An 18867-nucleotide genomic window follows, 5' to 3' on the forward strand; every position below is an offset into this window, starting at 1 on the left:
TCAGAAATGATGGGGCTTCTTTGTATTTGTAACATTTGAACCTAAGGGTTCCTGTTTATCAAAGATCGCTATCCCTCCACAAGATACAAGACCAAATGCAAAATCGACAAATTTAAGGCCTTTTGTCTGCCGAAATTATGGGTGTTTTGATTAATTATTAATTATGGGTGTCTTAATGAATCTCATTAGGGTTCCTGTTTATCAAAGATCGCTATCCCTCCACAAGATACAAGACCAAATGCAAAATCGACAAATTTAAGGCCTTTTGTCTGCCGAAATTATGGGTGTTTTGATTAATTATTAATTATGGGTGTCTTAATGAATCTCATTATGGGTGTCTTAATGAATCTCTTAATGAATCTCATCTTGATGAATCTCAATATTCGATTCATCATAAAAAATGCCAACAAAATAAAGCGGTTGGCATAATCGTTTCACTGAACATTTTTTACACCGAAAAGTAACCAAGTACTTGTTTTTGATTTTCCGAAAGTTGGGATAGCTCCGAAGAAGCTTGCAACGACTGATTGACAGCCGATACATTCTGTTGTACTAAATCAAATGCTTCAGTTGTACTTCGTAAAATATCATCGGTTACGCTATGCTGTTCTTGAGATGCGGTTGCGACTAAAGCATTAATTTCTGATATTGTCTCAACGGCAACAGATATATCCTCAAAAGCAGATTTTATATCGTCAGCTAAAACTACAGATTGCTCAATCAAGTCGACATTTTGCTCCATATTTGTACTGGCTTTTTCAGATTGTTTTTGCAGCCTTTCTATAATTTCTTGAATGCTTACTGTCGATTTTTGTGTCTTAGAGGCTAGATTACGCACTTCGTCTGCTACAACCGCAAAGCCTCGGCCATGCTCCCCCGCTCTCGCTGCTTCAATGGCCGCGTTTAAAGCAAGGAGATTAGTCTGTTCTGAGATAGTATTAATAACCTCCGTTACGCTACCTATTTCTACCGCAAAGTCGTGTAACTGCCGCACCAAACTAGCAGCTTCACTAACGGAAGTATTAATATTATTGGACAATAAGATATTTTTCTCTAATGTCATCATACCTTTTGCAATATTAGTTTGTGCTTCTCTTGTCATCTCTTCCGCTTGTATTGCTTGTTGACTGACCTCCATCGATGTAGATGACAATTCATTTATTGCTGTTGATATTTGCTCAACTTGATCTTTTTCGTGTTCAACATTATTTAATGTTTCTCCCATAACGGCTGTCAATTCTTGAGATGCAGACGCTACATTTTCTGCGATATTATGTGAGTTTTGAACCATTTCACATAATTGTTTTGACAATACAATTAATGATGAATAAATCCCAGTCTCTTTACCATCTAACTCAATTTTTTTAGTGAGATCACCATTAGCAATACTTTTTATTATGGCAGCTATTTCTTCTGGGGCTCCCCCAACAGGAGTTAATACTAATCGATTCAATGTTACAGTTAACACGCCACCCGCGATGATGAGACTAAAAAGTCCTATTAACAGTGAATATTTTAATTGTTTATTAGCATCAGCTTCTATTACATCATCTTTAATAAAAGTTACATAATTCCAACCAACATTCTCTAAGTTATCCCAAAATGCCGTAAAATCAACATTCGAACCATCTACTTTAGCAGTATATGATAACTCACGATTATTAGCATTGAAGTTTTTATACAGCGGGCGTTTCTCAATAATACTCTTACCTATATCATCTGAATAAGGAGAAAATATAATTGTGTTTTCTAATGAGTAAATAATAATATCTTTCCTATCTAAAATTGAATCTAACACAGATTCCATGTAAACACTTGAAAGGATAGCAATGTCACTATTGACTTTATGAATAACACCAATAACTTGTTTACCGGTTGTCTTTGAAAGATATGGTTCTGATACAAAAAAAGTCTTCCCTTGATTAAAAACTGCATCGTAATATGAACGATTAAGGTCTTTTACATTAAACCCTAATTTAGCTCCTTCTTTAAATATACTACCGTCTTTTTTTATAGCATAAACACCTGTACTTATACTATCTAACATATTAGAAAGCACTTTTAATTGGTTAGTAACATCATGAGAGAGTTCACCTCCATTAAAATCTGATGCAGTAATATCAACTGAAGAAAGTATTTTTTCATAACTATTGAATTTTTCAACAAGTCTCGCTTCAACCGTAGCATTACGTTCTCGGAGTGTATCTTTTGTTAAACTCACGCTTTCCGCGCTAAATGATATATAGCTTAATGAAGTAAGCGTTAAGATAATTAAAATAATTATGGAACTTAATACGCCTACAACTTGAAGTTTGAATTTATTCATATACAACACCAACTATAAAGGTTTGACAGAAATATTAAGAGATGAGCCATGTTACATTGAAAAGCAACATTTTATCAACAAGATAGAATTAACACCAACAACATAAAGTTATATTAATTAAAATGGGATTTCTGTGAGCTATGTTACTTATTCCAATTTTTTATATTTATAAAACTACTCGTCATACTAAAAAATACACATGCTGTTACTTAATTATTTTAAAACTGTTGTTTAAGGGTGTTTGTAAAAAGATAGTAAACATTAACTCCCAAGCCTATCTCAATATCAGTTAAATTAACAGGCAAACAATACGGCAACTTCATTAACAGCAGAGGTATAATTATCTTTAATGAATACAATTCTATTTTTATCTATTCACCTAGCACTATTCATTGATAATAACTATAGCTATCATTATTTATATTAGAAATATTTTAATTAATAATAGGGTTTACAGTTTTCAAATAATGGATGGCTAGGTTTAATTAACATGGCCATATATGGACGCTCCCGGTGAGTCAAGATAATACTCTGCTCACCCAGGGCGAGATCGCGAACGTTTTTCGAACAAATTAAGACACCCACGAGACGTAATTAAGACATCCAAGATTGTTGGCTAAATATTGAGCGTTGAGCTACGCTTTATTTACCCTTTCCAAACGGTAATCTAAGATTGCCAGACCAAGACTGGCAATCGTTAGCCTAGAAGATACGCCTGCTCCTGTAAATAGAAAGTTGTCACTGCTGTTCTCGTGTGGTGCGTAAGGCATTCTTGTGTGGAATTGATAATTCAACAGGTGAGAACTTTGAGCATCGGCGTGAGTGCGTTGATTCACGCATTCTAGAGTTAACGACCATCTTTGCCATTGATATCTGTGCTTATGCATTCTTTGTAATGAACAGGGAGTGTAACCATCTGCATGTGGTGTTAAAAGTTGATGCTGATAAAGCAAAACAATGGTCAGATAAAGAAGTGCTTATACAGTGGCACAAGTGCTTTAAGGGCACGTTGCTCAAAAATAATTAAGACATCCATAATTATTTCATCGTAACTACGACTATGATGCGGCAGGTAATATCCTTGTTAAAGGCGATTACGTCAGTCAGTATCTATACGGTAGTGTAGGAAAAGGAAAATAATTAAGACGCCTATAATTATTTCGTCGTAACTACGACTATGATGCCGCAGGTAATATCTTTGTTAAAGGCGATTATGGCAGTCAATATCTCTACCGTAGTGTAGGAAAAGGGGCTGGCGGTAATGCAGGCTCTAACGCCATTAGGCAGTTTATCCGTGGTGGTACAAAAACCTTCACCTATGACAATAACGGTAATCCCTGTGCAAGACCCAATGAAAAGGCTCATCGGAATTGATGAGCCTTTTGGTTACTATTGAGCTGTGGTTTAACTCTAATCAATAGAGTTAAACTACATTGATTAAAACTTATTGCTATAACTTAACGAAATAGTGCGTCCTCTGCCTGAAAAGTACCTATCGTCTAGGTTTTGAGTTTGTGAGTAGAGGGTCTCGTAATCTTCATTTAGAAGATTTTCTATACCTATTCCAAATAATCCAAAGTCAGCTTGATAATGTAAACTCAGGTCAACAATGGTGTAGCCTTCAAACTCTTGTCTGTTATCAGTGTAGGCCGCAATACCATGCTGAGTTCTATCAAACAGATGTGAAACCTGTAGCTTGCCTTTAATATTATTAAGCTCACCTACAGCAAAAGCATTCAACCTTGCAGGTGCTTGGCTGGCATTATTGAGATCAGTATCAACCTCTCCATCGCCATCAGAGTCGTACTCGCCGTTAATTTTTGAGTAGTTAGCGCCTAAGGTCCAATTACTATTTAAATAGTAATTAATGACCACATCGTAACCCCAAGATTCTTGCTTTTCACGAAGTACTTCATATACACCAGACTCATCTGCGGCGAGCCGAGAGCCTAGATCAGTTTGTGATTGATAGAGAGATACCTGACCGCCCCAGTTACCCATTTCAAAGTTCATACCGACTTCGGTGTTGTCTGTGATCACAGGCTCAACATCAACTAATGTATCGACATCTAATCCCGGTGAGTCGAGCGCTCGAAGTACACGTCCAACATCGGGCATGTCAAAACCTTCAGAATAAGAAGCGTAAAGCGTAATCGCATCGTTAAGCTCATATACCAGACCTACATTGACCAGTGTCTCAGTATATGATGGCTTTCCTCCTGCGACCTGGGTGTTGTTGTATGTGGGTAGAGTGACAAAGTCATCTACGTCTAGATCTGCTGATTCATATCTGGCGCCAGCTGAAATTAGCCAAGAATTAAAAAACTCATATTCAAGTTGCATAAAAGGTGAAGAGGTTATCAAGCTCATCTCTGGCACCCATACTCGGTTGGTTTGAGCCAGCGTTTGCGAAGTGTTGTCAACAGAATAGTCATAACCCAACAATGCTCTTGAGCCCTCAAAACCAGCGACGTTACTCATTTCATAGCTCAACTTAATGCCGTATTTATCTGATTCGATTTCAGACTGATCCATCACACCATCGCCACCCGGTGTTAATGCCCAACGCGAAGAAACAGAACCTTCATACAACGCAGAGTAATCTTGGTAATAGATTTGGCTGACTAATTTGCCGCCATAGAAAGCTTTGTGGCTGTAATCAAGGGAGGCGGTTGTCACCTCATTTTTAGCCGGTTCACCAACTGATTCACTTGAATCACCATCCACTGTCGTGGCGTATATACCTTGTTCTCTATCACCTGTTACCGGAATAAGACTGCCATTGTTTTCCAATTCATAGGTATTCACCATAAGCTGTAAACGCTGCTTGTCGTCAATGTTGTAGCCGGTTTTGATGAATAAATCTGTGGAACCTGAGTCTTGTAATTCTCCTTGCGCGGTACGGAAACCCACTCGATCGCCATTTGCATCATAAAAAATGCCACGCTCGTGAACCGCTACACCACCTACAAAATCGAACGTTTCAAGTTTGATGTCGCCTATATAAGTCACTTTATAGCCAAAAGAGTCACTTTCAAGCTCGTCACTTGTGGTGAATCTGGTTTTTATTTCATTATTCCAGTCGCCATTGCCCGATGCTTGTTTAGTGACTAGGTTTACCACACCACCTGTTGCACCAATGCCTTGGATAGCGTTTGCCCCTTGTACGACTTCAATATGATCTAAAAAATCGCTATCGATGGTAAAGCCATCACGAAGCCCATCACGCAGTGAGTTGTGTTGTGAAATTCCATCAATCATGTACAGAGGATTTTTGCCTCGCAGTGTTTCGGCTGAGCCAGTCATTTTCTGGGAGCTTGGAGAAAACCCCGGAACGGTTTTTTCTAAGATCCCGGCTAATGAATCGTCAATTGCGACCTGGAAACCCAGTAACTCAGAATCAATAATCGTGACCGTATTTGGGATTGAGTTAGCCGGTTTTTCCATTCGGCTGGCTGTCACTATAATGTGCTCAACCTCTTTATTTTCCTGCACTATTTCCTGCGAAATGCTCTGATTTTTTTCTTGAATTGTGCCCTGAACAGTGTCCTGAGCGTTAGCATATTGAGGTGCTATTGCACCCAATAATAAGAAGATTGTGGTGTGCCTTGTCCGTAATGCCATGTGTTTATTTCTCTACTGGAGGGGAAATGTGAAGCTAATCAGTTAACAATGGTAATGATTGCGATTATCAATTGCAACATAGAGATATCATCAGCACCAACATGTCAACACTCAACAACGTCAAAAACCAGCATAATAAACCTATTTAAAATGACAGTGTTTGATAAATATTTAATGTAAAAGTGCTTAATTTACAAATTGATATTAAACTTTACTCTTGAGTTTTATAACGATGAGCAGCGCTTAGAAAGGAGGGTCAAGGCATGATTGTAAAGATGAAACTTATTGTATAACGCATTCGCGTTACATAACCTAAGCGAGGAACAATAAACACCTTTTAACTGCCATAAATAATGGTTGGCACCGTTTTTTTCTTTGTCGATAAGCCCTTGCCATTGGTTAGAGGTTAACGTTTAATAACAGGATAAAATTTAATTGGTAAGCTTACAAAATGGGCTTTAACTAACCTCAACTTATGCCCTGCTGTTCACTCATACTGACGTAACATTAATTTCCACTTTGCCTGTCATTAAGATGATCCGCTGAAGGAATATGTAATGAGCAAATTTTTAAAAGCCCTAACGGGAATAGCTGCAGCCCTTTTTTTGATTGGCTTCGCTTTTTTCCTGTTCAACTCTTTCAGTAATGATGCATCCCAAAGCCTCACTGTCAATTCAGCAAAAGAGCATAAGCTCACTATCTTCACCAGTATCCTTCCGCAAGAGTACTTTGTTGACCGAATTGGCGGAGATCGGGTGCAAGTTCAGGCGTTAGTGACACCGGGAAGCAGCCCTGCGACTTATGAGCCTACACCACGTCAAATGGCCGCCTTATCGGAGGCTGAACTTTTCTTTCGTATTGGTGTGCCGTTCGAAAATGCATTTATTCCAAAAATCGATTCAATGACCAAACAGCTTCACATTGTTGATACGCGCAAAGGGATCACGATTAAAGGTAACGATCCACACATTTGGCTCAGTCCGCGACTTGTTAAACTGCAGGCTCGCACCATTGCTGAGGCAATCATCGAAAAAGACCCCGCGGGCAAAGCTGACTATGAGAAAAATCTAGCCGAGTTATTGAAGGATTTAGATGCACTCGATGCGCTGCTTACCAAGGCATTGGCCCCAGTAAAGGGTAAAACCTTTATGGTATTTCATCCATCTTGGGGATATTTTGCTGATGCCTATGGTCTCGAGCAACAATCTATCGAAGTGGAAGGAAAAGAACCCAGCGGCAGACAATTGATCAGAATGGTAGAACTGTCGCAAAATGAAGATGTACGCGTCATCTTTGTTCAACCGCAATTTAACATGGCTTCGGCCAACCGCATCGCTAAGGCAATCAATGGCGTAGTTGTGCCAATTGACCCTCTTGCACGAGATTACATTGGTAATTTACAACAAGTCGCCACTACCGTTCTGGAGGCGTTGCAACAGCAGGATTAACAAAGGCTTTGAAGATGGACAATGTCGTAATACAGTTCAGCGATGTTTGCTTTGCATATGATCAACAAGAAGTTTTACACAACATCGACCTGTCAATACCCAACAAGAGTTTGGTGGGCGTAGTTGGGCCCAATGGCGGCGGTAAAACCACACTGGTAAAACTCACCTTAGGGCTTCTCAAACCAAGTCGCGGGACGGTAAAGGTCTTCGGCGAAGCGCCTGAGCGCCGTAGACACAGTATAGGATATGTACCGCAGCATCTGAGTTTCGATCCGGAGTTTCCGGTGAGTGCACTTGATGTTGTGCTTATGGGGCGAGCAGATCGACATTGGTTTGAGCCTTACCGGCGGCGCGATCGCATTAAAGCCGTTGAAGCGCTTGAGCGGGTAAATCTTGCCCACTTGAGCCATCGCTCTTTAGCACATTTATCGGGAGGTGAGCGCCAACGTGCACTCATCGCACAGGCGTTAGTGTCAAACCCCGAACTGCTGATACTCGACGAACCTACCGCCAACGTTGATACCAATGTTGAACACCAAATTTATGAGTTGTTGCACGAACTGAATAAGCAAATGACCATTGTGGTGGTATCGCACAACCTTAACGTGGTAACTCGCCATGCTTCACATTTAGCCTGCGTAAACCGCTCGGCATCGCTTGTTTGCGTTGACGAAATTACTGAAGGACAACTTAGCGCATTTCATCGCGGTGATATGACCGTGATTCAGCATGCGCAAGACTGTCATGTCCATGACGCTAGCAATGTGATGTGTGAACCTCACCACGGCAAGGAGACTCATTTATGAGCTTGTTCTGGGAACACCTTGTTAATCATACGTTTCTTCAATATGCCATTGTAGGCGGTTTATTGGCGTCACTGGCCTGCGGGGTAGTCGGCAGCTTTGTGGTGGCACGCCGAGCAACTTATGTTGCAGGGGCAATTGCACACTGCGTATTAGGAGGCATGGGAGCGGCGCGTTATTTGCAACGCGTACACGACATAGAATGGATGACTCCGCTGCTGGGTGCTACGGTGGCAGCAGTCATTGCAGCACTGATTGTCGCGGCGGTCACGGCTTCTGGACGACAACGTGAAGACACTGTCCTATCTGCCATATGAGCCATAGGAATGGCTGTCGGGATCAGCTTTATTACAGCCACGCCCGGATACTACGAAGACTTGATGAGCTATCTTTTTGGCAATATTTTGATGATAGGTACAGCCGATCTGCAACATATGGCGGTGTTGGATGCGGTGATTGTCATTCTGATGCTGCTGTTTTATGACAAGTTTTTGGTAATAAGTTTTCAACCCGAACTCGCAAAACTGCGTGGGATCCGCGTACGCGCTTATCACACCTTACTGCTTGTACTCATTTCGCTAACGGTAGTCTTGCTAACCCAAGTGGTTGGCCTGGTGATGGTGATTGCCCTTCTGACTCTACCCGCAGCGACTGCACTGCATTTTTCCCAGCGACTGTGGATAGCCATGCTTATCGCAACGTCATTGTGCTTCTTGTTTACGGTAAGTGGCATCGCTTTAAGCTATGGATCAGAACTTCCTGCTGGAGCAACAGTTATTCAAGTAGCCGGAGGGACTTACCTATTCGCCATAGCCAGCAAATGGTTGTGGAAAAAGCGTAATAAAATCGATCAACGGCATTAGAGCCACACACTGACACAACCAAGACTGCGACATGCGGGCACAACACTCGAAGTCTATAACAATCCTTTGGTGGCTTTTAATCCCACTAAATTATTTATTACTATCTTCCATAGGTCATTATCATGCATATAAAAAGAAGCGGTGAATAGCGCATTGTTAAGCGCAACTTATTGTTTTACTGTAGACAACATAAGATAAATTACGCAGTTGATACCGATAACGGCAAATACATGACGCTTTACACATAAAGGGAAATAAAATGTATAAACACACTTCAATACTGGCACTTGTTATGGTGCTGCTAATGGGTTGCTCTGGCACTGTACCCACCTTAGGGGTCACCGCCGGAAAATTAACGCCATGCCCAGATTCGCCCAACTGCGTGAATAGTCAGCAAGCAACTACAGATGAAGAGCATTATATTGAGCCGATTGCGTTTAGCGGCTCAACTCAACAAGCTCAAGTCGGCCTATTGCATGTATTAAAAGCGGCAGAGCGAGCGAGTATTGTGGTGGTAGAAGATAATTATATTCGGGTTGAATTTACGTCGCAGATTATGCGCTTTGTTGACGATGTTGAGTTTTACTTTCCGTCAGCTGAGTCAGGTAACATCATGATTCAGGTAAGGTCAGCCTCACGTGTGGGTCACTCAGACTTTGGGGTTAACCGTGAACGAATTGAACAGATTAGAGCCGAGTTTAACGCGTTACCACAATAATAGACTGCAACATTAAAAAGTCGCAGTAGCAAGCCGCTTAAGCAAACTGGCTTTGTAATGCCGTAGTTCTCTGCGATTTAGGGTTAATGGCTATGCCGACGTGATAAACGTCAGCATAGCCATTTGTTTTTTATTAGCGTTAAACCACTATTCCGCTAATTTGTCGGCCAACAGCTCAAGTCTATCCTGACTCCCAAAATGGCTCGTTTTGGTAAATATAGCTAGGTACACCTAGCAAACCTTTTTCAATCGCAGCTGTAGTATTGGCTTCGTAAATCGCGTCAATTTCACTCGATGATGCCTGTGCAATAACCTTATCTGAATCAAGCTGCAATGATGTGAGGATCTGCTGTATCAATGCAACATCTGCAATGTTTTGATCTTTTGCCCAACAAGCCGCCAGCATTTGCGCGACAAACTCAGCAGGGTTTTGTCCCATTTGTTGTAGCGCAATAGTACATTTGTCGGCCAAGCTTGGGTCTGCTGGGAAAAAAGCCGGATGAAGCGTAAGGGGTAATTGGCGTTTTTTAGACCAGCGCGCTAATTCAATTAAACGATAATCTTGTCTCGCTTGCGGACGTTGCTTTACCGGTAACACGCCTCGCTCGGCAAACAGTTTGCCAAGTTTTATCGGCTTATAGTCAATGGCGGTGTGATGCTCTGCCGCAATGGCGGTAAACGTATGGTGACCTAAATAGGCATATGGAGAAAGGCTAGTAAAGTAATACTCAATGGCAGTTTTCATGTTTCGCGTTACCGATTAAAAAGTGATAAATGTAATGGTTTAATAGCGCTTTAAAAACCATAGATTAACCTTATCCTGCAACGTTTGATACTGTCTAGCAATGATTTATGAACAAATGTTCTAGTTTATTCATAAAGTCAGTATCATTCCTAGAATCCGCTCCTTGAAGCTCTTCAAATAAAGTATTGCTGCGGTTGAGTAAGCTTAGTTTTACTCAGCCAACAAAGGTGCTAAAACAGTTAACTCACCATCAATAGGCTCGTTAATGGTTAACCCTAAAATATCCGCAATGAGTGGATATAGGTGAATATTATCGGCGTGGTCAATATGTTGTTGATTAAATGCAGACTCTTGAGCATATAACACTGTGTTCATGTCGCTGATAACATTAGCATCGTAGCCATGTTTACCTGTTACTCCTGCGCGCGCATCGGTACTGGTAATGTAATGTTGGTTGCTGATGAGTACTGCATCACCAATCGATAGATTATCGCTAAAGTGTAAATTGGCAGGCACATCGTCACGGCGATAAAACTGCAAGCCTGGCACTTTATTAGCTAATAAGGCTAATGCGTCTAAATCTTGTTGCTTGTTATCGCCAATGGCAGTGACTAACGAAAAAGCGGCGTCGTTATTAAAGCTAAATTTATCTTTTAATGCTGGAGCTTCATCAAACAGTTTGTCGGTATACATTCGTGGAAATTGCGCCACATTGGTCATGCCATGATCAGAAGTAATAATCACGTTCACTGAAAATGGTAATGCCTTAATGCCTGCAAGTAGCTGCCCTATGGCCTGATCAACTTGGTTAACCGCTTGGCGCGTTTGGCTAGAATCTGGGCCGTGAATATGCCCTGCAGTGTCAACATCTGAAAAGTATAATGTCACAAATTGGGGGCGCTGATCTTGCGGTAAATTAAGCCATTGTAATATCTGTTCAACCCGCTGATTATTTGGGGTATCGTCATTATAGGGTAACCAATAATCTGGGCGCTGACCGGCAATTTCCGCTTCTGATCCTGGCCAAAAATACGTTGCACTTTTCATACCTTGTTGGCCTGCCAATGACCATAAGGGTACGCCTTGATAAAAACGTCCGTCGGTAACGGCTTGCTTTATATTCATTGCATAGGTTTGCTGCAATTGTTGATGATAAAAACGATTGGCAACAATACCGTGATGCGCAGGATAAAGACCTGTGACTAAAGTGATATGGTTAGGAAATGTCACCGTTGGAAACGATGGTTTAAATTGAGTCACCTGAGCGGCATTGCGCGCAAATTCAGTTATAAACGTTGGCTTATGCAGTTGGGTGTAATCATGACGGTATCCATCAATAGACACCAGCACAACATAAGGTTTGTCAGCTTGCATCATATTAATTGTGGGAGATGTACATCCCAAATTTAAACATAGACCGCTAAATAGCAACCCGATAATTAGCTTTACCTTCATAACAATATCTCAATGATTTTAGTGATTATAATAACAATAAAATATGACAGCTTTATTGATATCGATAAGCTCTTGATACAACAAATTTACCCTATAGTATGTCTAAATTTGAGGTAAGCGGCAGTTACCGCACTCGCATCTTCTACTTGAGGGTAATGCCCGAGTGTCGGCAGGGTGGTAACATTGGCATTGGGGATCAATTGACTGTAGCGATCGATCATATGCTGACCCGAGATCGGATCTAATGCACCCGCAATCAATTTAACGGGTACAGGGCTGTTCACTAGCGCCCCAACCCAACGTTGACGGTGTTGTTTACGTTGGGTCATATAGGTGATGATTTTGTGCATCACTGCAATACCATCATTATGGATTAACAATTGCCAAAGCGTATCGACTACCTCTGGCGTTGGCGGGGTTGCTGAGCCAAATATATGGTGTAAGTTGGCAGCAAATTTTGGCTTAGTGATCTTTTTTGCCACAAAGGCCCTATGGGCGATAACAATAACTTTTGAATCAATACCGGTTTGTGGGTTTCAGGAAATAAGCCGCCATTTAATAAACACACGCTGTTAATGTGAATGTTGCTATCACCATCAACTTGTCTTGCAAGTAGCTCTTGTGCAACAGTATCACCGTAATCATGGGCTAAAATATGATATTCATTCACGCCTAACTTAGCTAAAAATGCCTGATAAATATCGGCTTGCTGGCTGATTAAATACTCGCTATTTTTAGGTTTGTCAGACAAGCCAAAACCCAGCATATCAAGGGTTATCACATAATAATGTTCAATGAGTTGTGGCCACATGCCTTCCCAATCCCAGCTGGCGCTAGGAAAACCATGAATAAGCAATAATGCTGGTGCAGAGGGATTTCCCCCTGTACGCGTAAAAATTTGCTGGTCATTAAGTTGTTCAAACTGCCCATGTTGTTGCCATTCATCCAATGAAATCATTATGCTTATCCCTTTAATTATTGTTTTATCAGGGCTTTGGAATTTGCTCGTCTGCACAACATTCATCTTGCAAAAAACCAATGACTGACTGCAAGGTATCATATTCTGTAATACAAAATAACGTTCTCCCTTCGCGGCGCTGCTTAATTAACCCCGCCGACACTAAGCTAGACACATGGTGAGACAGTGTAGAGCCTGGGATGTCTAGTTTTTGCTGTAAACCACCGACAGCAATCCCTTGATAACCCGCGCGCACAACCGCACGGTAAATCATCAATCTTGTAGGGTGACCTAATTCTTTCAATGCTTTAGCAATAAAATCGATATCCATAACGACACCTTAAAGAAATTTATATTTCGATAATACTAGAAACAACTTGCCCTCGCTATCATTGAACTATATATTTCGATCCTTCTAGAAATACAGTTTAATTGTATGGGTCACTATCATGTTGCAAGAAACCGTAAATATGTTTGTATTTTTAACCGTAGAATTAACCACGTTATTCTTATTGATTAGCTATTTAGTTGGAGTACTACAAACTTATGTGCCACCGCATAAAATCCAAGCCATTTTGAGTGACAAACACGGAAAAGGTTATATTATTGCTGGTTTTTTAGGGGCTATAACCCCTTTTTGTTCTTGTTCAACAATCCCCTTTTTAAAAGGTTTATTAAGAGCCAAAGCCGGGTTTGGCACCATGATGGTATTTTTGTTTGCCAGCCCTTTGCTTAACCCCATCATTATTGGTCTATTTACCGTAACCTTTGGACTTAAGGTGACCTTATTTTATTTTGTCATCGCCATGGGGGTATCGGTTATTGCAGGCTTCAGCTTAGAAAAACTCGGCTTTGAAAAGCACATCAAGCCAGAAGCCTACTTAGCCCCTGCCGCAAAAGGATGTAAATCAGCATGTGAGGGTAAATCTGCCCCCGAAAATAAATGGAAAACCATTTGGCTAAGCACTTGGAGCGACTTTAAGAAAGTCTTGCCGTATTTAATTGGCGGTATTGCGATTGGTTCACTAATTTATGGTTTTATGCCAACTGAGTTAGTGGCTAAATATGCCAGTGACAACAATCCGTTTGCTATCCCGATTGCAGCCGTTATTGGTATTCCGCTATACATACGCGCAGAAGCGGTTATTCCATTAAGTGCAGCACTTGCGGCCAAAGGCATGGGGCTGGGTGCAGTAATGGCACTGATTATTGGCAGCGCGGGCGCCAGTTTAACGGAGGTCATTTTACTTAAAGCCATTTTTAAAAATGCTTTAGTGATAGTATTTCTGGCAGTTATTTTGTCTATGGCTGTATTGGCCGGCTACCTATACCAATTTTTGTTCTAATTTCTAACCCAGCACTCAAAACTAATATAAGTAACACCTGTAAAACCCTTGAGTGTAGTATTTTTTAATCTGAACATTATACTGACAATTATTCAATCATGCTTACGGTATACATGTTCATGCACGAACAAGAAGACCCACAAATATTAAATGATCAAATAAATTTACTATATCGTAGCGCGATACCAGGTATTGCCGCTACCGTAATAGCTTCTGCAGGTCTGGCTTTTGGGTTTAAAAACCAATCTATATCAGATGATAAATTACTGTGGTGGTTGTGCTTATCAGTATTAATGGTCTTGCGCTCATTCGACACTTTTTTGTGGTTGAAACGCAGCATCAAAGGCATCGTTGGTTCAAAAAATGACTTATACCGCTATAGTAGCGGGGCTATCTTAACGGCATTTTTTGGATCTTTTTTTGCCTGTTTTTTTATAATAGTTTAGGAATTAATGAATTATTTTCCGCTTTAGTTATTGTGTCAGCCATGGCTGGAGGAGCTTCAACGATACTATCTGGCCATAAACTGGTATCACAAACATACATGTTATTATTGTTAGTTCCCTTTTCAATTCAAATGATTATAGGTGGTAATCCAGCCCATCAAATGTTGGGATATTTAGGGTTAGCTTACGCTTTTGTTATGTTCTCTATCGCCAAAACTGCCGCCGACTTTACTAAGCATTCTATTATGTTACGTAATGAACACAGTTCACTTTTAAAAAATATGGAACAACAGGTCGAAAAGAGAACGCAAGAAGTCATCGAGTTAAGCCAGCATGATCCCCTCACCCACCTATTGAATCGCCGCGCATTTATCACTACAGCTAATCAACAGCTTTCACTTATGAAGCAGAAAGTTAGCTATGCTATTTTTTTCATAGATTTAGATAAATTTAAACTAGCCAATGATAATTTTGGCCATAAAGTGGGCGACGAGGTGCTCTGCGAGGTAGCCAAACGAATTAAACAAGCCTGTAAATATAATGAAATTATCTGTCGATGGGGCGGTGATGAATTTATTATATTGGCGCATCAAACATCGCACTATCGCTTTACTGAATTAGCTATCACGCTAAAGAGATATATCAACCTGCCAATTGTAACCTCGCAACACGTTATTAATATGGACTGTTCGATCGGAATAGCGACATATCCCGAACACGGCCAATCTCTTTCTGATTTAATTAGCTTGGCCGACTTGTCTATGTACAGCCGCAAAGGTGGCGAAAATAGTGATTATGTAATGTTTAGTGGTGAGTTAAAGCAAAAAATTAAATATGACATGCATTTAAGCAAAGGGATTGCCCGTGCCGTATCTGAAAAGCAATTATATCTTGTTTATCAACCCATAATAGAATCAACAACAGGTGAGATTGCGACGGTAGAAGCATTATTAAGATGGGATTTTGAAGGAGAATTGATTTCACCCGAAGTCTTTATCCCACTGGCAGAAAAAAATGGTGCGATTAAAGAAATTGGCTATTGGGTAATAGAAGAATCGATGCGGCGATTAACAGCATTACAAAAAATAAATCCAACATTGCAAATAGCCATTAATGTGTCGGTTATTCAATTTGAAGACGCCAACTTTGTTAATAAAGTGTATCATATTGTACGGTCACATAATGTTGCACCGAACAATGTACATATTGAAATCACGGAATCCGTATTTTCAAGTGATAAACTGTATCTAATTAATATGGTAAGAGATTTGCAAGCTTTAGGCTTTCAGATTTCGATTGATGATTTTGGTACTGGTTACTCTTCATTGTCGGTAATCCAAGATCTAGATATAAATTTTGTCAAAATTGATCGTTCCTTCATCACTAATTTGCATCTCAATGGCATTGATATTGTTAAAGCCGTTATGGTGATGTCTCATGGGCTTCGTTACCGTGTTATTGCTGAAGGTGTAGAAGATCTGCAACAAGCTAATGCCTTAACCGCATTGGGGATCCATTACTTACAAGGTTATTTATTTGATAAGCCATTAGAGTTTGAAATTTTAGAAATAAAGTTACAACGTCACTCAGGTGATCAACTCACTTCTGTTTATTTAACCCCTTGAGATGTAATGGAGAAAATCTGTGTTAACCGACCCAATCTTTTGGCTTGTCGCAATACCAGCCGTACTCATTACTGGCATCTCTAAATCAGGCTTTGCTGGCGGCGCAGGTGGATTAACGGTTCCATTATTAGCTCTCGCCATCAGTCCTGCTGCAGCTGCTGCGGTAATGTTACCGCTACTGGTTTACATGGACTTTTTAAGTGTCCGCTCCTGGTGGAATAAACAAAGCAATCAACAATTACACATTTTACTGCCCGCGGCCATTGTCGGTATTGTGCTGGCGTATTTATTGTTTGATCAACTTAATGAGCAGTATCTTCGCGGTATTTTAGGTGTTATTTCTTTAGGCTTTGGGATTTATGGGTTAACGTTTGGTGAGTGGTCGCAGCGTAAACCGTCTACTTTAATTGGCCGAATATGCGGCACGATTGCGGGGTTTACCAGCTTTGTTGCCCATGCCGGTGATTCACCACTCAATGCGTATTTAATCCCGCAGCGCTTACCCAAAACTCAATACCTTGGCACTGCAGTGATGTTTTTTGCCGTAGTCAATGCTGTCAAGCTCATCCCTTATGCCATGTTAGGACAAATCAACCTGAGCAATTTAATGGTGTCGGCAATACTTGCTCCCATTGCTTGGGTTGGAGTAAAACTGGGGTTGCGGATCCAAGATAAATTTAATGAAAAACACTTTAAACAAGTGATATTAAGTTTGATGATAGTTGTTGGTCTGCGCTTATTATGGAGCGCATTGTTGCCATCGTAATGCACAAGGACATGTCATGAACACGAATGAACGATTTTTTTATGAACCTCGCAAAGGCCATGGTTTACCACATAATCCATTAAATGCGATTATTGGCTCACGCCCTATTGGCTGGATTTCAACGCGTAATGCCCAGGGGCAGCGAAACTTAGCCCCTTATAGCTTTTTTAACTGCTTTAACTATGACCCACCGCTCATTGGTTTTGCCAGTACCGCCTGGAAAGACAGTGTGGCCAATATTGTTGAAACAGGCGAGTTTGTGTGGAACTTAACGACTCGCACGTTAGCCGAGCAAATGAACCTAACTTCAGCGGCTTTACCTCGTGGCACTGACGAGTTTGAATTTGCAGGGTTAACCCCAGTAGCAGGCAATATTGTCGCGGCAGATAGGGTCGCCGAAAGCCCTGTCAACTTTGAATGTAAATTAACGCAATGTATTCAACTCACTGCTGCGAATGGTGACAAAATTGATACCTGGTTAGTGCTGGGAGAAGTGGTCGCTGTACACATTGAAAAGCACTTACTCAGTGCAGAAGGCATTTACCAAACAGCATTAGCAGAGCCAGTGTTACGCGCTGGCGGCTCTCGGCTTATTACGGTATTTCAGACGAACATCGTTTCGACTTGCATCGCCCTAGCCTTTAATACCAATTCCACTAATTATCTGGTCATTCAGCGGGAATTCTGTACCTTCTAGGCAAGTAATAGGATTGTAGGCATAGTTGCTCTCGGCAACTGCTCCTGCGTTGCTCTACCTCCTGCATCCATGCAGTCGTCGGCAACTGCTCCTGCGTTGCTCTACCTCCTGCATCCATGCAGTCGTCGGCAACTGCTCCTGCGTTGCTCTACCTCCTGCATCCATGCAGTCGTACGTCAAAATACTATTAAGCAGCATAGAAGGCACAGAAACCCGCCTTGCAGGAGGCGCTCAGACTGTCCATTTCTTTGTTGCATTGCCTTAGAAGGGAATAACCATTATTTCAACAATGCGCCTCAAACTGAACAGCCTGAGCGACTCTGATTGGTCACATAATTAATGGAAATGGTATAATACCAATTCCATTATAATGGAATAATTAAGGCTACCATTGGTAGCCTTAATTTTTAAGATTTATCGAATTGATAATTAAAATTGATAATGTAAACCTAATGCAAGTTGCTCGATTTCAGCATCAATATCATCCACATAGCCATATTCATCAATATCAAGATCACCTTTGCTCATATCATAACTTACACGAAGATTGAGGTTTTCAGTTAATGCGGCGTTTAAGCCTATACCATAAGTAAAGCCAAATCCCGAAGCGGTAAAGTCATCATAGTAACTATCAACAACCACCGCCATTGATGCGATACCCACTTTAGCAAATAGCGAAAATGTGTCATTAACACGTGCAGTAAATGTTGGGGTAAAGGTGAGTGCGCCAGCTACCACATCAAAACCGTCTTCACCGACATCTGCGGCAAAAAAGTTACTTTCTAAACCAAACCAATCGTTAAACTGATAACCACCGTATATCCCAAAACCTGTCGCATCGGCTGAGCCACTGGCATCACCAGAACCGAGCTCTGTTTTATTGATTGCACCACCAATATAAAAACCGCTGTTATCTGATGTTGATGAGTGTGTATCCGTACTGGCAAAGGCTGGAGAGACTAAAACAGCGCACAAGGTTGTGGCTAAAAGAGAGATTTTGTACATCATTGTTCCTTAATGATATTGATAAAAAGCGCGAGCATCATA

General features: G+C 41.0%; 16 protein-coding genes and 3 pseudogenes. 11 read left to right on the forward strand and 8 right to left on the reverse strand.

From position 1 onward, the window contains the following. Positions 1 to 448: 448 nt before the first annotated feature. Positions 449 to 2326, reverse strand: coding sequence for a methyl-accepting chemotaxis protein (locus N4T56_RS17180; protein WP_261734078.1), 1878 nt, complete (start codon positions 2324 to 2326; stop codon positions 449 to 451). Between the two features lie 672 nt (positions 2327 to 2998). Here N4T56_RS17180 and N4T56_RS17185 point away from each other — a divergent pair. Further along, positions 2999 to 3341 (forward strand): annotated as a pseudogene (locus N4T56_RS17185) (transposase); the annotation flags it as partial. 246 nt (positions 3342 to 3587) lie between these two features. Beyond that, complete coding sequence (locus tag N4T56_RS17190) at positions 3588 to 3722, forward strand: hypothetical protein (RefSeq protein ID WP_261734079.1); 135 nt, start codon at positions 3588 to 3590, stop codon at positions 3720 to 3722. A gap of 41 nt (positions 3723 to 3763) precedes the next feature. On the opposite strand, the gene N4T56_RS17195 is transcribed toward N4T56_RS17190, so the two are convergent. After that, positions 3764 to 5950 carry a TonB-dependent receptor gene (locus N4T56_RS17195; protein WP_261734080.1) on the reverse strand — a complete coding sequence of 729 codons (2187 nt, stop codon included), beginning with the start codon at positions 5948 to 5950 and terminating at the stop codon, positions 3764 to 3766. Positions 5951 to 6507: 557 nt separating this feature from the next. On the opposite strand from N4T56_RS17195, the gene N4T56_RS17200 reads away from it, so the two are divergent. The 4 genes and pseudogenes from N4T56_RS17200 (at position 6508) to N4T56_RS17215 (ending at position 9782) form a co-directional block, all read left to right on the forward strand. Further along, entirely contained in the window at positions 6508 to 7398 is an 891-nt protein-coding gene (locus N4T56_RS17200; protein WP_261734081.1) for a metal ABC transporter solute-binding protein, Zn/Mn family, read from the forward strand. Positions 7399 to 7412: 14 nt separating this feature from the next. Continuing rightward, positions 7413 to 8204: a metal ABC transporter ATP-binding protein gene (locus tag N4T56_RS17205; protein WP_261734082.1), complete on the forward strand. Its 792-nt coding sequence runs from the start codon at positions 7413 to 7415 to the stop codon at positions 8202 to 8204. After that, a pseudogene (locus tag N4T56_RS17210) lies at positions 8201 to 9064 on the forward strand (metal ABC transporter permease). The gene N4T56_RS17205 and the pseudogene N4T56_RS17210 overlap by 4 nt, the downstream one beginning before the upstream one ends. Before the next feature lie 259 nt (positions 9065 to 9323). After that, positions 9324 to 9782: a DUF1499 domain-containing protein gene (locus N4T56_RS17215; RefSeq protein WP_261734083.1), complete on the forward strand. Its 459-nt coding sequence runs from the start codon at positions 9324 to 9326 to the stop codon at positions 9780 to 9782. Between the two features lie 181 nt (positions 9783 to 9963). Here N4T56_RS17215 and N4T56_RS17220 read toward each other — a convergent pair whose 3' ends face one another. From N4T56_RS17220 to N4T56_RS17235, 5 genes are all read right to left on the reverse strand, one after another. Beyond that, positions 9964 to 10527, reverse strand: coding sequence for a 2-hydroxychromene-2-carboxylate isomerase (locus tag N4T56_RS17220; RefSeq protein WP_261734084.1), 564 nt, complete (start codon positions 10525 to 10527; stop codon positions 9964 to 9966). Positions 10528 to 10737: 210 nt separating this feature from the next. Next, complete coding sequence (locus N4T56_RS17225) at positions 10738 to 11904, reverse strand: alkaline phosphatase family protein (protein ID WP_261734085.1); 1167 nt, start codon at positions 11902 to 11904, stop codon at positions 10738 to 10740. Between the two features lie 164 nt (positions 11905 to 12068). Continuing rightward, positions 12069 to 12464, reverse strand: a complete 396-nt coding sequence (locus tag N4T56_RS22565; protein WP_315903097.1) for an alpha/beta hydrolase — start codon at positions 12462 to 12464, stop codon at positions 12069 to 12071. Next, the gene (locus tag N4T56_RS22570; protein WP_315903067.1) at positions 12380 to 12940 is read right to left on the reverse strand and encodes an alpha/beta fold hydrolase; all 561 of its coding nucleotides are present in this window, start codon (positions 12938 to 12940) and stop codon (positions 12380 to 12382) included. The genes N4T56_RS22565 and N4T56_RS22570 overlap by 85 nt, the downstream gene beginning before the upstream one ends. Positions 12941 to 12968: 28 nt before the next feature. Further along, positions 12969 to 13271, reverse strand: a complete 303-nt coding sequence (locus N4T56_RS17235; protein ID WP_261734086.1) for an ArsR/SmtB family transcription factor — start codon at positions 13269 to 13271, stop codon at positions 12969 to 12971. A gap of 118 nt (positions 13272 to 13389) precedes the next feature. On the opposite strand from N4T56_RS17235, the gene N4T56_RS17240 reads away from it, so the two are divergent. The 5 genes and pseudogenes from N4T56_RS17240 to N4T56_RS17260 all read left to right on the forward strand — a co-directional run bounded on the left by N4T56_RS17240 (position 13390) and on the right by N4T56_RS17260 (position 17768). Continuing rightward, on the forward strand, positions 13390 to 14286 hold the full coding sequence (locus tag N4T56_RS17240) for a permease (RefSeq protein WP_261734087.1): 897 nt from the start codon (positions 13390 to 13392) through the stop codon (positions 14284 to 14286). Positions 14287 to 14405: 119 nt separating this feature from the next. Continuing rightward, positions 14406 to 14732: a hypothetical protein gene (locus N4T56_RS17245; RefSeq protein WP_261734088.1), complete on the forward strand. Its 327-nt coding sequence runs from the start codon at positions 14406 to 14408 to the stop codon at positions 14730 to 14732. 41 nt (positions 14733 to 14773) lie between these two features. Beyond that, the gene (locus N4T56_RS17250) at positions 14774 to 16357 is read left to right on the forward strand and encodes a putative bifunctional diguanylate cyclase/phosphodiesterase (protein ID WP_261734089.1); all 1584 of its coding nucleotides are present in this window, start codon (positions 14774 to 14776) and stop codon (positions 16355 to 16357) included. A 19-nt stretch (positions 16358 to 16376) separates the two neighbouring features. After that, entirely contained in the window at positions 16377 to 17123 is a 747-nt protein-coding gene (locus tag N4T56_RS17255) for a sulfite exporter TauE/SafE family protein (protein ID WP_261734090.1), read from the forward strand. 16 nt (positions 17124 to 17139) lie between these two features. Beyond that, positions 17140 to 17768, forward strand: a pseudogene (locus N4T56_RS17260) (flavin reductase family protein). Positions 17769 to 18249: 481 nt separating this feature from the next. Here N4T56_RS17260 and N4T56_RS17265 read toward each other — a convergent pair. Then, positions 18250 to 18828 (reverse strand): porin family protein, encoded by a 579-nt coding sequence (locus N4T56_RS17265; protein WP_390904081.1) that lies wholly within the window; start codon positions 18826 to 18828, stop codon positions 18250 to 18252. Positions 18829 to 18867 lie beyond the last annotated feature (39 nt).

Source organism: Shewanella phaeophyticola (assembly GCF_025398315.1).
GTDB classification, from domain to species: domain Bacteria; phylum Pseudomonadota; class Gammaproteobacteria; order Enterobacterales; family Shewanellaceae; genus Shewanella; species Shewanella phaeophyticola.